19 protein-coding genes, 2 tRNA genes and 1 riboswitch are annotated in these 15,659 nt (G+C 47.7%); of the genes, 1 reads left to right on the plus strand and 20 read right to left on the minus strand.

Annotated features, from left to right (window positions below; translation table 11 throughout):
* Nucleotides 1–1,162 (minus strand): histidine kinase dimerization/phospho-acceptor domain-containing protein (locus ACY2VW_RS12615; protein ID WP_461878297.1); only part of this gene is annotated, 1,162 nt, incomplete at its 3' end.
* Between the two features lie 141 nt (nucleotides 1,163–1,303).
* A riboswitch (cyclic di-GMP riboswitch) is annotated at nucleotides 1,304–1,379 on the minus strand.
* A gap of 369 nt (nucleotides 1,380–1,748) precedes the next feature.
* Complete coding sequence (locus tag ACY2VW_RS12620) at nucleotides 1,749–2,237, minus strand: group II intron maturase-specific domain-containing protein (RefSeq protein ID WP_461878298.1); 489 nt, start codon at nucleotides 2,235–2,237, stop codon at nucleotides 1,749–1,751.
* Nucleotides 2,238–2,284: 47 nt separating this feature from the next.
* On the opposite strand from ACY2VW_RS12620, the gene ACY2VW_RS12625 reads away from it, so the two are divergent.
* A complete protein-coding gene (locus tag ACY2VW_RS12625) occupies nucleotides 2,285–2,527 on the plus strand; it encodes a hypothetical protein (protein WP_461878299.1) in 243 nt (80 codons plus the stop codon).
* Here ACY2VW_RS12625 and rlmD read toward each other — a convergent pair.
* The 18 genes from rlmD to ACY2VW_RS12715 all read right to left on the minus strand — a co-directional run.
* On the minus strand, nucleotides 2,524–3,918 hold the full coding sequence (gene rlmD / locus ACY2VW_RS12630; protein ID WP_461878300.1) for a 23S rRNA (uracil(1939)-C(5))-methyltransferase RlmD: 1,395 nt from the start codon (nucleotides 3,916–3,918) through the stop codon (nucleotides 2,524–2,526). The two genes, ACY2VW_RS12625 and rlmD, sit on opposite strands and share 4 nt — an antisense overlap.
* Nucleotides 3,919–4,002: 84 nt before the next feature.
* Complete coding sequence (locus ACY2VW_RS12635) at nucleotides 4,003–4,233, minus strand: hypothetical protein (protein WP_055227097.1); 231 nt, start codon at nucleotides 4,231–4,233, stop codon at nucleotides 4,003–4,005.
* A 108-nt stretch (nucleotides 4,234–4,341) separates the two neighbouring features.
* Nucleotides 4,342–4,944, minus strand: a complete 603-nt coding sequence (locus ACY2VW_RS12640; RefSeq protein ID WP_461878301.1) for a YdcF family protein — start codon at nucleotides 4,942–4,944, stop codon at nucleotides 4,342–4,344.
* 6 nt (nucleotides 4,945–4,950) lie between these two features.
* Complete coding sequence (rffA, locus tag ACY2VW_RS12645) at nucleotides 4,951–6,084, minus strand: dTDP-4-amino-4,6-dideoxygalactose transaminase (RefSeq protein WP_461873871.1); 1,134 nt, start codon at nucleotides 6,082–6,084, stop codon at nucleotides 4,951–4,953.
* A 189-nt stretch (nucleotides 6,085–6,273) separates the two neighbouring features.
* A tRNA-Met gene (locus ACY2VW_RS12650) sits at nucleotides 6,274–6,347 on the minus strand.
* Nucleotides 6,348–6,380: 33 nt separating this feature from the next.
* Nucleotides 6,381–6,453: transfer RNA gene (locus ACY2VW_RS12655), tRNA-Val, on the minus strand.
* Nucleotides 6,454–6,537: 84 nt separating this feature from the next.
* A complete protein-coding gene (locus ACY2VW_RS12660; protein WP_238033543.1) occupies nucleotides 6,538–6,705 on the minus strand; it encodes a hypothetical protein in 168 nt (55 codons plus the stop codon).
* Between the two features lie 169 nt (nucleotides 6,706–6,874).
* On the minus strand, nucleotides 6,875–8,146 hold the full coding sequence (gene purD, locus ACY2VW_RS12665; RefSeq protein WP_461873872.1) for a phosphoribosylamine--glycine ligase: 1,272 nt from the start codon (nucleotides 8,144–8,146) through the stop codon (nucleotides 6,875–6,877).
* Between the two features lie 5 nt (nucleotides 8,147–8,151).
* A complete protein-coding gene (purN, locus tag ACY2VW_RS12670) occupies nucleotides 8,152–8,778 on the minus strand; it encodes a phosphoribosylglycinamide formyltransferase (protein WP_461873873.1) in 627 nt (208 codons plus the stop codon).
* Complete coding sequence (gene purM, locus ACY2VW_RS12675; RefSeq protein ID WP_055221253.1) at nucleotides 8,772–9,797, minus strand: phosphoribosylformylglycinamidine cyclo-ligase; 1,026 nt, start codon at nucleotides 9,795–9,797, stop codon at nucleotides 8,772–8,774. The genes purN and purM overlap by 7 nt, the downstream gene beginning before the upstream one ends.
* A 25-nt stretch (nucleotides 9,798–9,822) precedes the next feature.
* Nucleotides 9,823–10,329, minus strand: a complete 507-nt coding sequence (purE, locus tag ACY2VW_RS12680) for a 5-(carboxyamino)imidazole ribonucleotide mutase (RefSeq protein WP_022462013.1) — start codon at nucleotides 10,327–10,329, stop codon at nucleotides 9,823–9,825.
* A 122-nt stretch (nucleotides 10,330–10,451) separates the two neighbouring features.
* Nucleotides 10,452–12,470, minus strand: a complete 2,019-nt coding sequence (locus ACY2VW_RS12685) for an aminopeptidase (protein WP_461878302.1) — start codon at nucleotides 12,468–12,470, stop codon at nucleotides 10,452–10,454.
* 68 nt (nucleotides 12,471–12,538) lie between these two features.
* Nucleotides 12,539–13,150: an HD domain-containing protein gene (locus tag ACY2VW_RS12690; RefSeq protein ID WP_461878303.1), complete on the minus strand. Its 612-nt coding sequence runs from the start codon at nucleotides 13,148–13,150 to the stop codon at nucleotides 12,539–12,541.
* A 15-nt stretch (nucleotides 13,151–13,165) separates the two neighbouring features.
* Nucleotides 13,166–13,483 (minus strand): hypothetical protein, encoded by a 318-nt coding sequence (locus tag ACY2VW_RS12695; RefSeq protein ID WP_461878304.1) that lies wholly within the window; start codon nucleotides 13,481–13,483, stop codon nucleotides 13,166–13,168.
* Entirely contained in the window at nucleotides 13,464–13,940 is a 477-nt protein-coding gene (locus tag ACY2VW_RS12700; RefSeq protein ID WP_461878305.1) for a VanZ family protein, read from the minus strand. The genes ACY2VW_RS12695 and ACY2VW_RS12700 overlap by 20 nt, the downstream gene beginning before the upstream one ends.
* Nucleotides 13,941–14,024: 84 nt before the next feature.
* Entirely contained in the window at nucleotides 14,025–14,177 is a 153-nt protein-coding gene (locus tag ACY2VW_RS12705; RefSeq protein ID WP_055221261.1) for a hypothetical protein, read from the minus strand.
* A gap of 34 nt (nucleotides 14,178–14,211) precedes the next feature.
* Nucleotides 14,212–14,889, minus strand: a complete 678-nt coding sequence (pyrE, locus tag ACY2VW_RS12710; RefSeq protein WP_022462007.1) for an orotate phosphoribosyltransferase — start codon at nucleotides 14,887–14,889, stop codon at nucleotides 14,212–14,214.
* Nucleotides 14,890–15,157: 268 nt separating this feature from the next.
* A partial coding sequence (locus ACY2VW_RS12715; protein WP_461878306.1) for an RNA-guided endonuclease TnpB family protein occupies nucleotides 15,158–15,659 on the minus strand: 502 nt, incomplete at its 5' end.

Below are 15,659 nucleotides of genomic sequence, written 5' to 3' on the forward strand. Positions count from 1 at the left end.
CTGTTTTTCCTGCCTCAATTTTGCTCATATCCAGAACATCATTAATAATCCCTAACAGATGCTGGGATGAAATATCTATTTTATCTGCATACTCTATTACTTTATCTTTATTTCCTGCATCATGTCTTATTAATGACGTCATACCAATAACTGCATTCATAGGAGTACGTATATCATGTGACATATTAAACAGAAAATTAGATTTTTCAACACTGGCTGTTTTCGCCAGCTCCAATGCTTTCTGCAGCTTTTTATTTAATTCTAATACTCTATTTTCCGATTCCTGTGTTCTGCGCAGTAATATAAGCACAAAAACAAATCCGGTTAAAAGCAAAACAATCAGTAAACCATAGCCCCATAGTGTATATAGCTTTTCATTACTATTCCATCCGTTTTCAGGCATAACTTCCAGCATCCATTGACTGTCCCCTAATTCAAAAGTATATGTAACAGGATCAATCATTTCCACACCTGAGCCATACACTTCTTCATATGTTTCATCCCACGGTGTAATATTTTTAGACAACTTATATTCATAGCTAAAATCAGAAAGTGACTTTATAGAATCAGCGAATATATCCGGCACACGAATAATTACAATTGTAAATCCCCAGAATGTCCTTCCGCCATTTTTCTGTTCCAGATACACCGGATTTCTTACAGCAATCCCCGTTCCACCCTGTTTCAAGGAAAACGGTCCCTGCAAGGTTATCACATCATTATCTCTGGCATAACAAGAGAGCTTTCCTCGTTCTTTATCATGAATAAGATCTATCTTTCCAGTCTCATTTCCAGCTTCCGGATAAATCTCAGTCACTACACCGTCTGGTGCAATCTGAATACTCTGGATATAATCTGCCATCATATTCTCCGCAACTTTCGAGAACATAGAAATTTTTCCATTTTCACTCATAACAATCTGTTCAAAAGTATTTGTAATATCAATTCCTCTCACGATATCAGCCTTCATATGATCTGCATACGTTACTGCATTTAATTCAGCTCTTGACCTTATCAAATCCCTTTGACTGCTATCCGCACGAATGCCTATATTCACCAGAACAACCAAACCGATCATCAATACAAATACCGGAATCCATAACTCTTTTTTTATCCTAAATGTATTTTTTCGTTCCTGTGCTGACTTAATTTTCTTCCACATAACCGATTTCCTTTACACCTACATTTTTATCTGTTCTATTTTTATATTTTAGCAGCCACCAATTATTACTTGCCTGTTTTAGTTTCTTTTTGATCTCCAAAAATGAAAAAAACATTGTCATTACAGACAATGCATCTTTAACGTGGCAACTGGCTACCATTTTACAGGCCCTATAGCTTTGCGTCGCAGACTTTCATCTGTTTTGCCGATTTTCTTATTATAGCTTTTAAACGTATGAAAAAAACTGATTTTATTATACTCTAATGCTCTACTGTATACAAGAAAAACCTTACCGCTTTAACGCTAGAAATAAAAAAAGAACAGCCGATATATACATTCGAACTGTTCTCCTACTTCCGAAGTCCATGTAGTATTGACATTACTGTTTCCTGCTCATTTGTACTCAAATCGTTCCATATCCTTAAAACTTCTTTCTGATCTTCTGTCAGGTTCTCTGAATTACCTTCCTGAAAGAACTGTGATAATGTCACGCCCAATGCTGTACATATTTTGATCGAGTAGGAGGCGGCTTTCGCCGCCGACCTCTCACACCACCGGACATGCGGTTCCGCATCCGGCGGTTCAGCTAACTTGACACTTTTACAAAGTATTTTTCCGCAGAAAGTAATCCGAATCTTGCGAGCCGCGCATTTGACATTGCATAGCATACCGTCTCCGTTCTACAAATTCGTGCATATCCATGTGTACATGCCGCTTTTGCTGCATTTTTTTGTCCGATTCCCAACTTGACTAAATTCCTAAATTTATTCTGTGGTGTCTTCCAATGTTTCCATATACACATTCTAAATCTGTATCGAAGCATCGTGTCTAACTTTCTGGTTACTGTAAGAACTGAGCCAATTTTAAAGTAGTTGATCCATCCTCTCAGCACTTCCGCAATCTTTTGCGCTTTAACTGAGTTACTTACTCCCCATCTGCGGCTTGTGAGTTGTTTCAGTTTCCTCACTACTTTCTCTACCGACTTTTCATGAGCTTTTGCTTTATACTTCTTTTCCCTGAACTGGTTATAAAAGGTAAAACCCAGATATTTTATATCTGTTGGCCTTCCAATCATGCTTTTCTTACGATTTACCTTTAGAAGAAGCGTCGTTTCAATGTATCTTGCCTCAAATTGAGCAGCGTCTGTCCGAACTCAAAAAAGAGCGAGAAGCCTTGCAGGCCAATCTTGAAAGAGCTGAACCCGTCGTAAATCTGGATGTAGCAAAAATCCAGAGCTACGCAAATGCATTTCAGGTAGCTCTGGATTCTGGTGATGCTGAATATACCAACAGTATCATTCATCTTTTGATCGACAAAATTGTTGTTCTAAACGCGGACATCGAAATTCACTGGACCTTCTGTTAATCAGCTTTTTTCAAAAGGCAAACTGTCTCGCAATGAACAGTTCCCGGAAACATATCAACACAGCAGACTTTTTCTACGCGGTATCCATATTTTGCAAACTCTACCAGATCCCGCGCAAGAGAAGTCGGCTTGCAGGAGATGTAAAGCATTTTTTCACACCTATATGAATCAACTATCTTCGGCAGAGCCTTCGGATGGATTCCTTCGCGCGGTGGATCAAGGACGATGAAATCCGGTTTTTCTTCAATTTCATCAATCACCTTCAGCACATCTCCGGCGAGGAAACTGCAGTTGGTAAGACCGTTTGCCTTTGCGTTCTCTTTTGCAGCCACCACAGCTTCTTCCACGATTTCCACGCCGATCACTTCTTTTGCGACCGGTGCAAGGATCTGGGCGATGGTTCCAGTTCCGCTGTAGAGGTCGAAGATCGTGCGGTCTTTCGTCTCGCCGACGAACTCGCGGGCGGTGCTGTAGAGAACTTCCGCGCCGAGCGAATTGGTCTGGAAGAAGGAGAACGGAGTGATCTTGAATTTCAGTCCGAGGAGTTCTTCATAGAAGTAGTCCTGTCCGTAGAGCACTTTTGTCTCATCGCTCTTTACAACGTCTGCCAGGGAATCGTTCACAATATGAAGGAATCCCACAATCTTTCCTTCCAACGGCAGGGCGAGCACTTCCTGTACGAGCGGTGTCAGATCCCACTCCTCCTGGCTTGTAGTCACGAGGTTTACGAGGATTTCTCCGGTATTCTCGGCTCTTCGCACCAGCAGGTGGCGCAGATATCCCTCATGGCTCATCTTATGGTAATAACTTGCGTTCCGCTCTTTAAAATACGCCAGCACACAGTTCAGAATCTTTGTGAAATCCTCATGCACAATTTTGCAGTCACACGCAGTCAGGACATCGTAGGTGCTGCCCTTTTTGTGCAGTCCGAGGGACAGCGGGCCGTCCTTGTACTCATCACCAAAAGAAAACTCCATTTTATTGCGGTATGCAAACTCCTTCGGGCTTCCCTTGATGCCGAGGAACGGGTAATCCGCCTCCCCCGCCTCATTGACCTGGCCAGCCTCCACGAGGGCATCGTCGAGCAGTTTTTTCACCTGACCGGCCTTCATTGCAAGCTGATCCTCATAACTCATCGTCTGGTACATGCATCCGCCGCAGGACGGGAAAATACTGCAGACCGGATCGCGCTTTTCCATCGGGGATTTTTCTGTTACTTCGAGCAGGCGCCCCTCCATGCGGTTCTTTCTTTTTTTGTTGATCTGAAAGCGGATCTTCTGTCCCGGAATTGCATTTTTCACGGTAACCGTCTCGCCCTCCACATGTACACGTCCTTTATTCGGGAAATCGATTCTTTCCACGACTCCCTCGTAAATTTCTCCTTTTTTCATTCTCTTCTCCTTCTATGTCAAACTGATTTCCGGACAGAAAAACTCCGGTACCACGTTCCGGCACCGGAGTTTCTTTTTTTCATCCTACTTATCTTCGTCTTCATCCTCGAAGTAATCGTCGAAATCGTCATCGAAATCATCTTCGAAGTCTTCCAGATAATCCGGAGTTACAAACCGGTATACTGCGTATGCGATTCCTGCAACTGCCGCTACCGCTCCGACAATGGCAAGGACCCATAAAATCACGTTTTTCGGTTTTTCGCTCTCACGTTCTCTCTGTTTTAAAAGCTCTAATACTTCATCAATCTTATTCATACTGTCCACCAACCTTTGCTTTAGATTAGAAACTTAACTTAACGATAGTATACCATATAAGCCGCAATTTTACCACAATTTCCGCTCTTTTTTATAAATCTTTTCGATTTAGGATTCCATCGGCAGTTCCCGCAGAATCTTGTGGAACTGACCGCCGCAGCGCTCCATTTCTCCTAACACCTGGTCGATCCATTCGCCCTTTGTATGCCAGTTTTCTCTGGTGAACTCAATATCCGACGGACAGACAAAAAACTCTGTCTCCGGGTAGACAAGCTGGTAATACAGAAGACACCGTCTCGCATGGAGATTCCGGCAGCAGAGGATCGCTTTTTTTACCTCGATGCCCGCCGCATCTGTCACTTCCCGTGACCGCAGTGCATTTTCATACGTATACGTCGCCTGGTCTTCGCGCAGAATCGCTTTCTCCGGCACGCCGTTTTTCTGCAGTACCGTCCGCAGAAACTCCCACTCGGTTTCATAGTTCCCGCTGTACTGCTCCGCAAGATCCTGTACACCGGCGAAATGCCCGCTCACAGTACTGTATCTTCCCGACGGAAGCACAACCGGCGCAAATCCTTCTTTCCAGAGTTTTGCCGCATGCACCGCCATCTGCGGATAGCCGTTTCCCGGTACGAAAATCACATCGGCTTTCTGCGGTTCGTCTTTTACAAAAATGTAATCGGTAAAGTAGTTCAGAAATTTCTCATACATGAAATTTTACCACTCTTTGAAATCCATCAGGCACTCGACAACATACGCCATATCCTGCTCGGACAGACTGTAGAACATCGGCAGACGCATCAGGCGCTCGCTTTCTTTTGTCGTATACTTGTCCTCTCCATGGAACACACCGAACTTCTGTCCGGCCGGGGAGGTATGCAGCGGAACGTAGTGGAACACGCACATGACGCCGCGCTCTTTCATATATTTGATCAGGCGCGTACGCACTTCCAGATTTCTCGCTTTGATGAAATACATATGCGCATTATGTACACAGCCTTCCGGTACCACCGGCTGCTCGATCTTTCCTGCTTCTGCCAGCGGGCGGAGCTGCTCATGGTAATAGTTGTAGATGGCCATCCGCTTTCTGTCGATTTTCTCATGCTCCTCGAGCTCTGCAAGCAGGTAAGCCGCATTCATATCGCTCGGCAGATAGGAGGAACCGTAGTCGATCCAGGTATATTTGTCGATCTGTCCGCGGAAAAACTTGCTGCGGTTCGTTCCCTTTTCACGAAGGATCTCTGCTTTTTCCAGATAATTTTCATCCTGGAACAGCAGCGCGCCGCCCTCTCCCATCGTATAGTTTTTCGTCTCATGGAAGCTGTAGCAGCCAAAATCGCCGATCGTTCCAAGGGCTTTTCCCTTGTAGTACGCGCTCACACCCTGTGCCGCATCCTCTACAACCTTCAGGTTATGGCGTTTTGCAATATCCATGATGGTGTCCATTTCACAGGCAACGCCCGCATAGTGAACCGGAACAATCGCTTTTGTCTTTTCGGTGATGGCATCCTCAATCTTGGTCTCGTCGATGTTCATCGTATCCGGACGGATATCCACGTAGACGATTTTTGCTCCGCGCAGAACGAAGGCATCTGCAGTGGAAACAAACGTGTAGGACGGCATGATCACTTCATCGCCCGGCTGAATCTCAGACAGGTAAGCTGCCATTTCCAGTGCATGGGTGCAGGATGTCGTAAGCATCGCATGTTTTACGTTGAAATTGTCCTGCATCCAGGCAGAACATTTCTTCGTAAAAGGACCGTCGCCGCACAGCTTGTTGTTTTCCTCTGCCGCCTGGCGGATGTATTCCAGTTCTGTTCCAATAAAAGGTGGTTTATTAAACTCTATCATTGTTTTTTCCTTATCTTTCTTCTATCCATTACTGTTTTATTTACTTTCAGAGCCCAAAACAAGCTCTTAGGTAGTCTCATTTTCTCACAAATCTCTGTGGATTTCAAGACACGATTTTGACATGACAGCCATATCATCATACTGTCCGTAAAACCAAAAGAACCCTTGATTTCTCAAGGGTTTCACAAATAGCGAGAGGGGGATTCGAACCCTCGACACCGCGGGTATGAACCGCGTGCTCTAGCCAACTGAGCTATCTCGCCATATTCATTTTCAACACCGTTTTTCATAAAACATGGGGCCTATAGGGCTCGAACCTATGACCCTCTGCTTGTAAGGCAGATGCTCTCCCAGCTGAGCTAAGACCCCACATCGGTGTTTTGTCTGTTGGCTTTTTAGCTGTATCACCAACCGACTTCGTTAGTATAGCATTCCACCCGCCAAATGTCAACACTAATTTTCAAATTTTTTCGTTTTTTTTAACTTTTTCTCCCTCCACTCTCTCAGGTACTGCTCCTGTTCCAGATCTTCCCGTTCTTTCTCCCATCCTGCCGCCCGGCAGAGCGTCCATGCAAGTAGAAGAAATACGGCAAAAATCCCCGCCAGACAAACGATTCCCATATTTTCCAACCGCCTTTCCTGTTCTGATTCTGCTAAAAAGCAAAGGATCTCCTTACTATTGTATCCGGAACGGCGGTACATTATTCCATTTTTCAAGCAAAACGAAGCCGCCGGATCTCCTTTTGCAGGAATCCCGGCGGCTCCATTTTACTCAAAATTAAAATTCACGTTACGCTTCGTCAATCGCTTTTCCAATATCATGGCGGTAATATTTATTATCAAAGTCGACCCATTCAACAGCCTTGTATGCATTCGCGCGCGCCTCTTTCAAGGTATCGCCAATGGCTGTCACGCCGAGGACACGGCCTCCGTTTGTCACGATCCCGCCGTCTTTGAACTTCGTTCCTGCATGGAAGCAGTAATAGCCCTCATGCTCTTTGAATGTCTCGAGTCCGCGGATCGGGAATCCTTTCTCGTAGGAAACCGGGTAACCGTTCGAAGCCAGTACGACGCAGACACACGCATTATCTGCAAACTGCAGGTCGATCTGGTCGAGAGTTCCGTCGATGCAGGCTTCAAATACATCAATGATGTCTGTCTTCATACGAGGAAGCACAACCTGTGCCTCCGGATCGCCGAAGCGGGCATTGTACTCGAGCACCTTCGGTCCGTCCGGTGTCAGCATCAGTCCGAAGAAGATAACTCCCTTAAACGGTCTTCCCTCGGCTGCCATCGCATCTACGGTCGGCTGATAGATATATTTCTTACAGAACTTATCCACTTCTTCGGTATAGAACGGGCTCGGGGAGAAGTTGCCCATACCGCCGGTGTTCAGGCCGGTGTCGCCGTCTCCTGCTCTCTTGTGGTCCTGTGCGGAACTCATCGTCTTGATCGTCTTTCCATCCACAAAGGAGAGAACGGAAACCTCACGTCCCGTCATAAACTCCTCGATGACCATCTCGTTTCCGGCACTGCCGAATTTCTTGTCGAGCATGATCGTCTTGACGCCCTCTTTTGCTTCCTCTAAGGTATTGCAGATCAGAACGCCTTTTCCAAGAGCCAGACCGTCGGCTTTCAGCACGATCGGGAATTTTGCGGTCTCGAGATATTTCTCTGCCGCTTCCGGATCGGAGAATGTCTCGTATGCCGCCGTCGGGATATGGTATTTTTTCATCAGGTCTTTGGAGAACGCTTTCGATCCTTCCAGGATTGCCGCATTCTTTCTTGGTCCGAATACGCGCAGTCCCTCTGCCTCAAACACATCGACAACACCGCCGACCAGCGGATCATCCATGCCGATGACGGTCAGGTCAATCTCTTTTTCTTTCGCAAAAGCAACGAGCTTGTCAAACTCCATCGCTGCAATATCGACACACTCTGCGTACTCCGCAATTCCTGCGTTTCCAGGAGCGCAGTAAATCTTGTCTACCTTCGGGCTCTGTGCCACCTTCCAGGCAATCGCATGCTCTCTTCCGCCGCTTCCTACAATCAGTACTTTCATCGCTCTTACTCCTTTATCTTTACGTGTCCGTCTTCTACCGTTACTTTTCCGTTTGCAATCAGATCAATCGCACGCGGCATGATGACCCACTCGGCCTCTTCCATGACGCGCTGCTGCAGTGCCTTCGGTGTATCGCCCTCGTGCACTTCGACTGCCTTCTGCAGAATAATCGGGCCGGTGTCTGTTCCGCCGTCCACAAAATGAACCGTCGCTCCCGTCACTTTGACGCCGCGGGATAATACGCCCTCGTGCACTTTCAGTCCGTAATAGCCCGTTCCGCAGAACGACGGAATGAGGGACGGATGAATGTTGATGATCTTATTCGGATAAGCATCCACAATGCTCTGCGGGATCACAACCAGGCATCCTGCGAGCACAACGAGATCGACGTTGTACGACTGCAGTTTCGCCAGCAGTGCCTCGTTGAATGCTTCTCTCGATGCAAAGGTCTTCGGGGAAAGGCATACCGCATCAATCCCCTTCTTTTTCGCACGCTCCAGCGCATACGCTCCTGCATTGTTGCTGATGACAACAGAAACCTCCGCGTTTGTGATGGTTTCCTCGTCAATCGCATCCAGAATCGCCTGCAGGTTCGTGCCGCCGCCGGAGACGAGAACTGCTAATCTTAGCATAACTGTACTCCTTTTTCTCCGTTTTCAATGTGGCCGATCACATATGGCGTATCTCCTGTGGAACGGATGGCTTTCATCGCTGCGTCTACATCTTCCGGATCAACAGCCAGTACCATACCGATACCCATGTTGAAGGTGTTGTACATCATCTGCTCGTCGATATTGCCTTTCTTTGCCATCAGATCAAAGATCGGCGGTACGGTGTAGCTGTCTTTCTGTACAACGGCTACGGTGTTGTCTTTGAGCATACGCGGAATGTTCTCGTAGAAGCCGCCTCCGGTGATGTGGCTGCATGCTTTTACGGTTACACCGGCATCTTTAATGGCGCGGAGTGCTTTTACGTAGATACGGGTCGGTGCAAGCAGAGTCTCACCGAGGGTTGCGCCGAGCTCATCATAGTATGTATTTAAAGAATCTTTTGTCATATCGAAAACTTTGCGGACAAGAGAAAATCCGTTGCTGTGAACGCCGGTGGAAGCCATGCCGATCAGTACGTCTCCGGCTGCCAGATTTTCACCGGTAATCATGTCTTTCTTGTCACATACGCCGACAGCAAAACCTGCCAGATCGTACTCATCCTCCGGCATCAGGCCCGGATGCTCTGCGGTCTCACCGCCGATCAGTGCCGCATCGGACTGCAGACAGCCTTCTGCAACGCCTTTTACGATCGAAGCGATCTTCTCCGGATAGTTCTTTCCGCATGCGATGTAGTCGAGGAAGAACAGCGGTTCTCCGCCGGCACATGCGATATCGTTCACACACATGGCAACGGCATCAATACCGATGGTGTCGTGTTTATCAAGAATCATGGCGAGCTTCACCTTGGTTCCGCATCCGTCTGTACCGGAAAGCAGCACCGGCTCTTCCATTTCTTTGATTTTTGCCAGGGAAAAAGCGCCGGAAAAACCGCCAAGGCCGCCTAATACCTCCGGGCGCATAGTTTTCTTTACGTGCTCTTTCATTAATTCTACTGATTTGTATCCAGCTTCAATATCTACTCCTGCGTTCTTGTAATCCATGGTGAACCTCCCTTGTCCTTTGTTTTTATTTACTGTAGTTACGGTATCCTGTTTCCTGCAGTTTTGCGTCTTTTGCCTCAACCTGCTCTTTCATTTCCTGTGTATATGCTTTCAGTTTTGCAAGCAGTTCCGGATCGGAAGTTGCAAGAATCTTTGCTGCCAGGATTCCGGCATTGGCACCGCCGTTGATGGCAACGGTTGCTACCGGAATGCCGCTCGGCATCTGTACGATGGAGTACAGGGAATCACGGCCTCCAAGCGATGTGGTATGCATCGGAATTCCGATGACCGGCATTGGGAAAATAGCTGCGCACATACCCGGCAGATGAGCTGCCATGCCTGCGCCTGCAATGATAACCTTGAAGCCTTTCTCCTCTGCGGTTTTTGCATATTCGAAAAATACATCCGGCTCGCGGTGTGCGGAGATGATTTTCATCTCGTACTCAATTCCAAATTTTTCCAGCATGTCGGCTGCCTTGCTCATTACCGGCATATCAGAGTCGCTGCCCATCACAATTCCTACTTTAGCCATGTTGTTCTCCTTTTCTGATTAACTGTTCTAAGCGTTATTCATTAGTTATACTTATTTTTATGTTTTAATCATTCAGTTCTGCTTATAATATACTAAGCAGGCGCTGAAATGTCAACCCATAATCAGCCAAAAGGTTCATTTAATTCTTCCGTTCCCGGCAGGACGAAGCGTCCGTCCTCAATGAGAGGGATCGCCGTTCCGTCTGCTTTTTCGACCGCAACCGACTGCAGTTCGCGGTACGGAATCGTGATGTCGGTGTGGCATCCGAAGTATGCTTTCGACGGATCTTCTTTCCGTTTTGCCGAAACCTCGTTCTCGCGTGCGATCACTTCTTTTCCGTCCGGATTGTACATCGGGCTGTCCTCCGCCCACGCGTAGCAGGTGTCGCCCATCGCAAAATGCGGGCCCATCTTCTCCGCGATCAGGATCGGCAGCTTTCCGGCGATGCCGTACTGCTCCGCCATCACATACGCCGTCGTGTTCGTTCCGATGGCAAACTCGCCGATCGGCAGTGTCCTGTGGTGATACAGCAGGTTTTCTTCTATATAAGTACGATTGTCCTCTTCTTTTTCGAAGTTTGCGCAGTCATACGCGGTGATCATGCCGTCGGTCAGCGTCAGGCAGAGATCGCGGTAATACAGCTCGTTCAGGTAGACTCCCGTCACATGAAGCACGCCTGTCGTACCGGTAAGAAGCGGGGAAGTAAAGACTTCTCCGACCGGGATATTGCAGTCAGCAACGCAGTTCTCGAAATTCGTCTCTTTCGCAGGATCGTTCAGATGATGCAGCATCACGCGCAGATCGGTCCGGTTCTCTCCTTTTCCAAGCACATGCACGGAAACACCCTCGTCGAGCGCATCGATCAGATACTGCTGGATGCGCTGGTATTTTTCGTAATCGAGCGTGTTGATCTTTACGATCTCGCGGAAAATTTCTTCATAGCGCGGGTCGATTTCCGGCATCGGGTAGGCGATGATCGTGTAGCCGTACTCGTCATCCTTGATATAGCGGTTTACAATCTGGCCCGCCTCGTTCTGGAATCCGACACGGAGCTTTTGCTGGCGCTCATTTAAGTGCAGTGCCTGTTTTTTATTTACTGGCTCAAACGGAACTTCGCCGAAGGTTTCCACCACGGCAGGGCCGGCATAGCCGTCCGCCAGTTCTTTGTACTCGTCGTATTTCACCTGCATCGCGCGGAGCCGTCTCTTCACGAGATCCTCGTTGAGATACAGCGCCTCATCGTTCCGGTGATCGTAGTCATACTGCTTATTCGCAGACGCACCGGCAACCCACGTTCTCCGCGCACCGCGGGAAATCACCGGCTCGAGTCCCATCTCGCGGAACTGTAAGATTGCCGCACGGATCATGCGCTCAAAACCGATGTGGAAGCGGATGCTGACTGTCTTCTTTTTCGACAGATCTTTTCGCGCCACGAGAAAGCACTTGCGGAAGCCTTCTGTGTAGGTGCGTGCCATTGCGTCGATTTCTTCCTGGCTGAACGTATTTAAAAAGCGTGCTGTACCCTTCTCATTTTCGGTGATATATTCGCCGTACTGGTACAGATACCGCAGATCCGTCAGATCAGATTCCATCACAATATCCTTCACAAAGTGCAGCGACGGGTCGACGATTTCGCGCACCTGGTATTCCTGGCGCTCCTCGGCGTAATCGCTCACATACCAGTAAATGCTCTCTTTTACATACTGCGCGGACGGCAGCGTCTCTTCCTCGAACATCGCATACAGTTCAAGATACAGCTCCATCGCCGCAGTCAGCTCCAGCAGGCGTTCCTCATAAACCCACACAACAGCATTTCCCAGCTCCCGGTACAGGCAGCAGAGACTTCTTCCATGCGTTTCGCCAAGCGCCCGCACGGCAAACGCCGGGTTTCCGTAGGAGGTCTCATACCGCTCCCCGATCACATCTTCGTACGGTTCACGGTTCAGCATGGCAAGTTCTGCCTCCGGCGCTGTTTTCAGATATCCTTCAGCGATTCTCGTCCGGATCTGATCCATTTTGCAGAGGTACTGTGCCATCTGTGCAAAAAAATCGCGGTACGGCTGCGGAACGCTTTTTTCCGCCGGAATCTGGCGGATCCGCTCGATTGCAAGCGCATACCGCTCGTTTAATAATTCATCCATGCAAAAAATTCCTTTCTATGCTCTCTCTAACTTTTACGAGGGGCAGATCTGCCCCTCATTTTTCTTACTTATTCCTGTTTTTCTTCCCGGTCATCGATGATCTTTCCGTCCCGGATGCTCTGCTCGAGAATCTCTTCCATATAACTCCAGATCTCCTCGGATCCGGTTGCCGTCTTCTCGTTTCGTTTCAATGGCTGGGAAATCCGCACATTGTGGCGGGCCCAGTCTTTTCCATCATTCTCATGATTTAAAAGCAGCGGCTGGAAATTATCCATCACATGGGCAAAGCGCGCTTCCGGTGTCTCATACGCCTCGAATTCAAGCCAGAGATCCATCAGCATTTTTCCCTGATCCTCCGGCAGCAGGCCGTAGATGCGCTCGGCCGCTTTATGTTCTCTTTCGTCTTTTGTTTTATTTGCCTCCGCGTCGTACGCATACGTGTCGCCCGCATCAATCTCCACAAGATCGTGGATCAGCAGCATGAGCATCGTTCTGCCGATGTCGATTTTTTCATTCGAATATTCCTGCAGCAGAAATGCCATCACCGCCATGTGCCATGCATGCTCCGCGTCGTCCTCCTGGCGGGAATAGCCGCGGATGTGCGTCTGGCGCAGGATCTGCTTTTCTTTATCAATCTCCAGAATAAAATTCAGCTGTTTTTTAAAACGTTCGTGATCCATCTTTTTCCCTCTTCTTTATCTTACACCAACCAGAAACAGTGCCAGCCATGCGACCAGCATGCCGCCGCTCGTAATCGAGCCGAGAACCGACATTCTGTGGCTGACCTGTTCTTCTTTAAAGCTCTTCATTCCCACATAGAAGCCGTATCCCGACAAAAGGAATGAGAACAGTCCCGCTGCTCCGAGAAAAATGCCTCCGTTTCCGTGGAATGCAAACGATACGACCGAAGCCAGCAGAAACAGAAAGACCGAAGCACCTGCCATATAGAGGGCTTCCTTTCCGCCTTCCGACGGCTTCCGGACAAAATTGTAATTATACTTCTTCCTCGCCATATTTCCATCTCCTGAATTTATTGCAGATCAGGAATGCGCCGCAGCCGATCATGGCTCCAAGCGTATTCAGGATCAGATCATCTACATCAAAGCAGCCCACCTTCGTGATGAGCTGGATCGTTTCCACACAGAGACTGAACAGAAAACCAAGAAGCGATACTTTCCAGAAGCTCTCCATTTTTTTGTGCATCACCGGAACGATAAAGCCGAACGGCAGAAAACCGATCACATTGCCCGCCAGATTTAAAAATGCGGCAAGGAATCCCACCTGTTCGCGGTAAATCCAGAACCGTCTGATTTCCTGAAACGGCACCAGATTGTAACGGTAATCCAGTTCAAAAAAGTTTCTTCTCCCGTATTCTTCTGCAAAAAACAGAAAATAAACGAGCGCAAGAAGATACACCAGAAATAAAATCCGTCCCACAACGCGGATTCTGGCTTTCGTCTCCTGCTTCATCTTCGTTTCCCCTTTCTGCGTGGTATCAGAAACGCCGGAATACCTCTTCGGCGCATGCGCTTCCAAAATATTCCGGCATTTTTCTTAAAACATAATTTCCCCGCGTCGTTTCAGCAGACCTGCTCCGCTTACGATCATCAGGACACCGGTTGCTACCCCTACCACAACCAGCACTGCGCCCATGGCGATATTTCCGCCGCCGACACGTCCCATGGTTTTATAGATTTTTTCATTCATCGTGCAAAACTCCTTTTTTCAAGTGTACCACGTCTTATTTGACACCGTACTCCTCATAATAAGCATCAATGGCAGCCTTCATCTTGTCATCGATCTGGATTTTGCCCTGGCATGGACGGTTGTACAGATAGGTGATGACATCCTCCATGGTTACAATGGCATTTGCCGGGAAGCCGTAGGTTTCCTGGATTTCCTCAAGTGCGCTCTTGTCGCCTTTTCCGCGCTCCATGCGGTTTAAGGATACCATCAGTCCTTTGATCTCCACATTGCCCTGTGCCTGGATGATCGGGAAGGTCTCCTCGATGGATTTTCCGGATGTGGTAACATCCTCGATGATGACAACGCGGTCACCGTCTTTAATTTTGCTTCCAAGCAGCAGTCCTGCATCTCCGCCGTGGTCTTTTGCTTCTTTCCGGTTGGAGCAGTAACGTACTTCCACACCGTAGAGATCATGAATTGCAATGGCAGTTACCACGCTGAGCGGGATTCCTTTGTAGGCCGGTCCAAACAGAACGTCGAAATCCAGTCCATAATTGTCATGGATTGCTTTTGCATAATACTCGCCGAGACGTTTTAACTGGCTTCCGGTTACGTAAGCGCCCGCATTCATGAAGAACGGGGATTTTCTTCCGCTTTTCAGGGTGAACTCTCCAAATTTTAATACCTGGCTCTCGACCATAAACTCGATAAATTCCTGCTTGTACTGTTCCATCTTTTTTCCTCCATATTTTCAGGGGAAGGCATCTTTTTTCGCAATGCCGCCCGTTTTTACTTCTATTCTGTTCTATACTACCATAAATGCCTCTGTTTTTCCAGTCCAGACACAGGATTTCGCATAAAAAACGTGACATCCTCCCCACCTGTAGAGGTGGGGGCTTCCCTAACCTCGGTAGGTTTGGTTCTCGTTCGATAGCACCAATGTGCTAAGCATAAACGAGCTATCCCCGTGTGTCCCACGGTTTTATTATATTACATTACGGTCATGCCACTACCAGCCGCATTCCCTCATTTCTGATATTGACAGCCGCATTTACATCTCTGTCGTGATGGGTTCTGCACTGCGGACAATCCCACTCTCTGACCGCAAGATTTTTTGTCTCTGCGTTCCTGTAACCACAAACGGAACAAATCTGACTGCTGGCGAAAAATTTGTCCACCTTCACAAGCTTTTTCCCCTGTTCCTCAAGTTTGTATTTCAAGAACTCTGTGAACATTCCCCACCCGTTATCTGAAACAGATTTTCCAAAGTTCAGCATCTGTGACATTGCTTTCATATCTAAGGATTCTATACATACACAATCATAAGTATTTGCTATCTGCCTCGACAGCTTATGCAGAAAATCCTTTCGTTGACTGGAAACCTTTTCGTGGAGTTTTGCCACCTTGATTCTCTGCCTGCTGCGGTTGTTCGAACCTTTCTGCATTTTGGAAAGTCTGCGCTGCTCCCTCGCTAATTTTTCCTCTGCATTCCTGTAATACTTC

This window comes from Fusicatenibacter sp., from assembly GCF_977045365.1.

Coding starts and splice junctions, on each gene's coding strand:
- ACY2VW_RS12620 (WP_461878298.1), bottom strand. CDS start 2,237: ATGATTGGAAGGCCAACAGATATAAAATATCTGGGTTTTACCTTTTAT.
- rlmD (WP_461878300.1), bottom strand. CDS start 3,918: ATGAAAAAAGGAGAAATTTACGAGGGAGTCGTGGAAAGAATCGATTTC.
- ACY2VW_RS12635 (WP_055227097.1), bottom strand. CDS start 4,233: ATGAATAAGATTGATGAAGTATTAGAGCTTTTAAAACAGAGAGAACGT.
- ACY2VW_RS12640 (WP_461878301.1), bottom strand. CDS start 4,944: ATGTATGAGAAATTTCTGAACTACTTTACCGATTACATTTTTGTAAAA.
- rffA (WP_461873871.1), bottom strand. CDS start 6,084: ATGATAGAGTTTAATAAACCACCTTTTATTGGAACAGAACTGGAATAC.
- ACY2VW_RS12660 (WP_238033543.1), bottom strand. CDS start 6,705: ATGGGAATCGTTTGTCTGGCGGGGATTTTTGCCGTATTTCTTCTACTT.
- purD (WP_461873872.1), bottom strand. CDS start 8,146: ATGAAAGTACTGATTGTAGGAAGCGGCGGAAGAGAGCATGCGATTGCC.
- purN (WP_461873873.1), bottom strand. CDS start 8,778: ATGCTAAGATTAGCAGTTCTCGTCTCCGGCGGCGGCACGAACCTGCAG.
- purM (WP_055221253.1), bottom strand. CDS start 9,797: ATGGATTACAAGAACGCAGGAGTAGATATTGAAGCTGGATACAAATCA.
- purE (WP_022462013.1), bottom strand. CDS start 10,329: ATGGCTAAAGTAGGAATTGTGATGGGCAGCGACTCTGATATGCCGGTA.
- ACY2VW_RS12685 (WP_461878302.1), bottom strand. CDS start 12,470: ATGGATGAATTATTAAACGAGCGGTATGCGCTTGCAATCGAGCGGATC.
- ACY2VW_RS12690 (WP_461878303.1), bottom strand. CDS start 13,150: ATGGATCACGAACGTTTTAAAAAACAGCTGAATTTTATTCTGGAGATT.
- ACY2VW_RS12695 (WP_461878304.1), bottom strand. CDS start 13,483: ATGGCGAGGAAGAAGTATAATTACAATTTTGTCCGGAAGCCGTCGGAA.
- ACY2VW_RS12700 (WP_461878305.1), bottom strand. CDS start 13,940: ATGAAGCAGGAGACGAAAGCCAGAATCCGCGTTGTGGGACGGATTTTA.
- ACY2VW_RS12705 (WP_055221261.1), bottom strand. CDS start 14,177: ATGAATGAAAAAATCTATAAAACCATGGGACGTGTCGGCGGCGGAAAT.
- pyrE (WP_022462007.1), bottom strand. CDS start 14,889: ATGGAACAGTACAAGCAGGAATTTATCGAGTTTATGGTCGAGAGCCAG.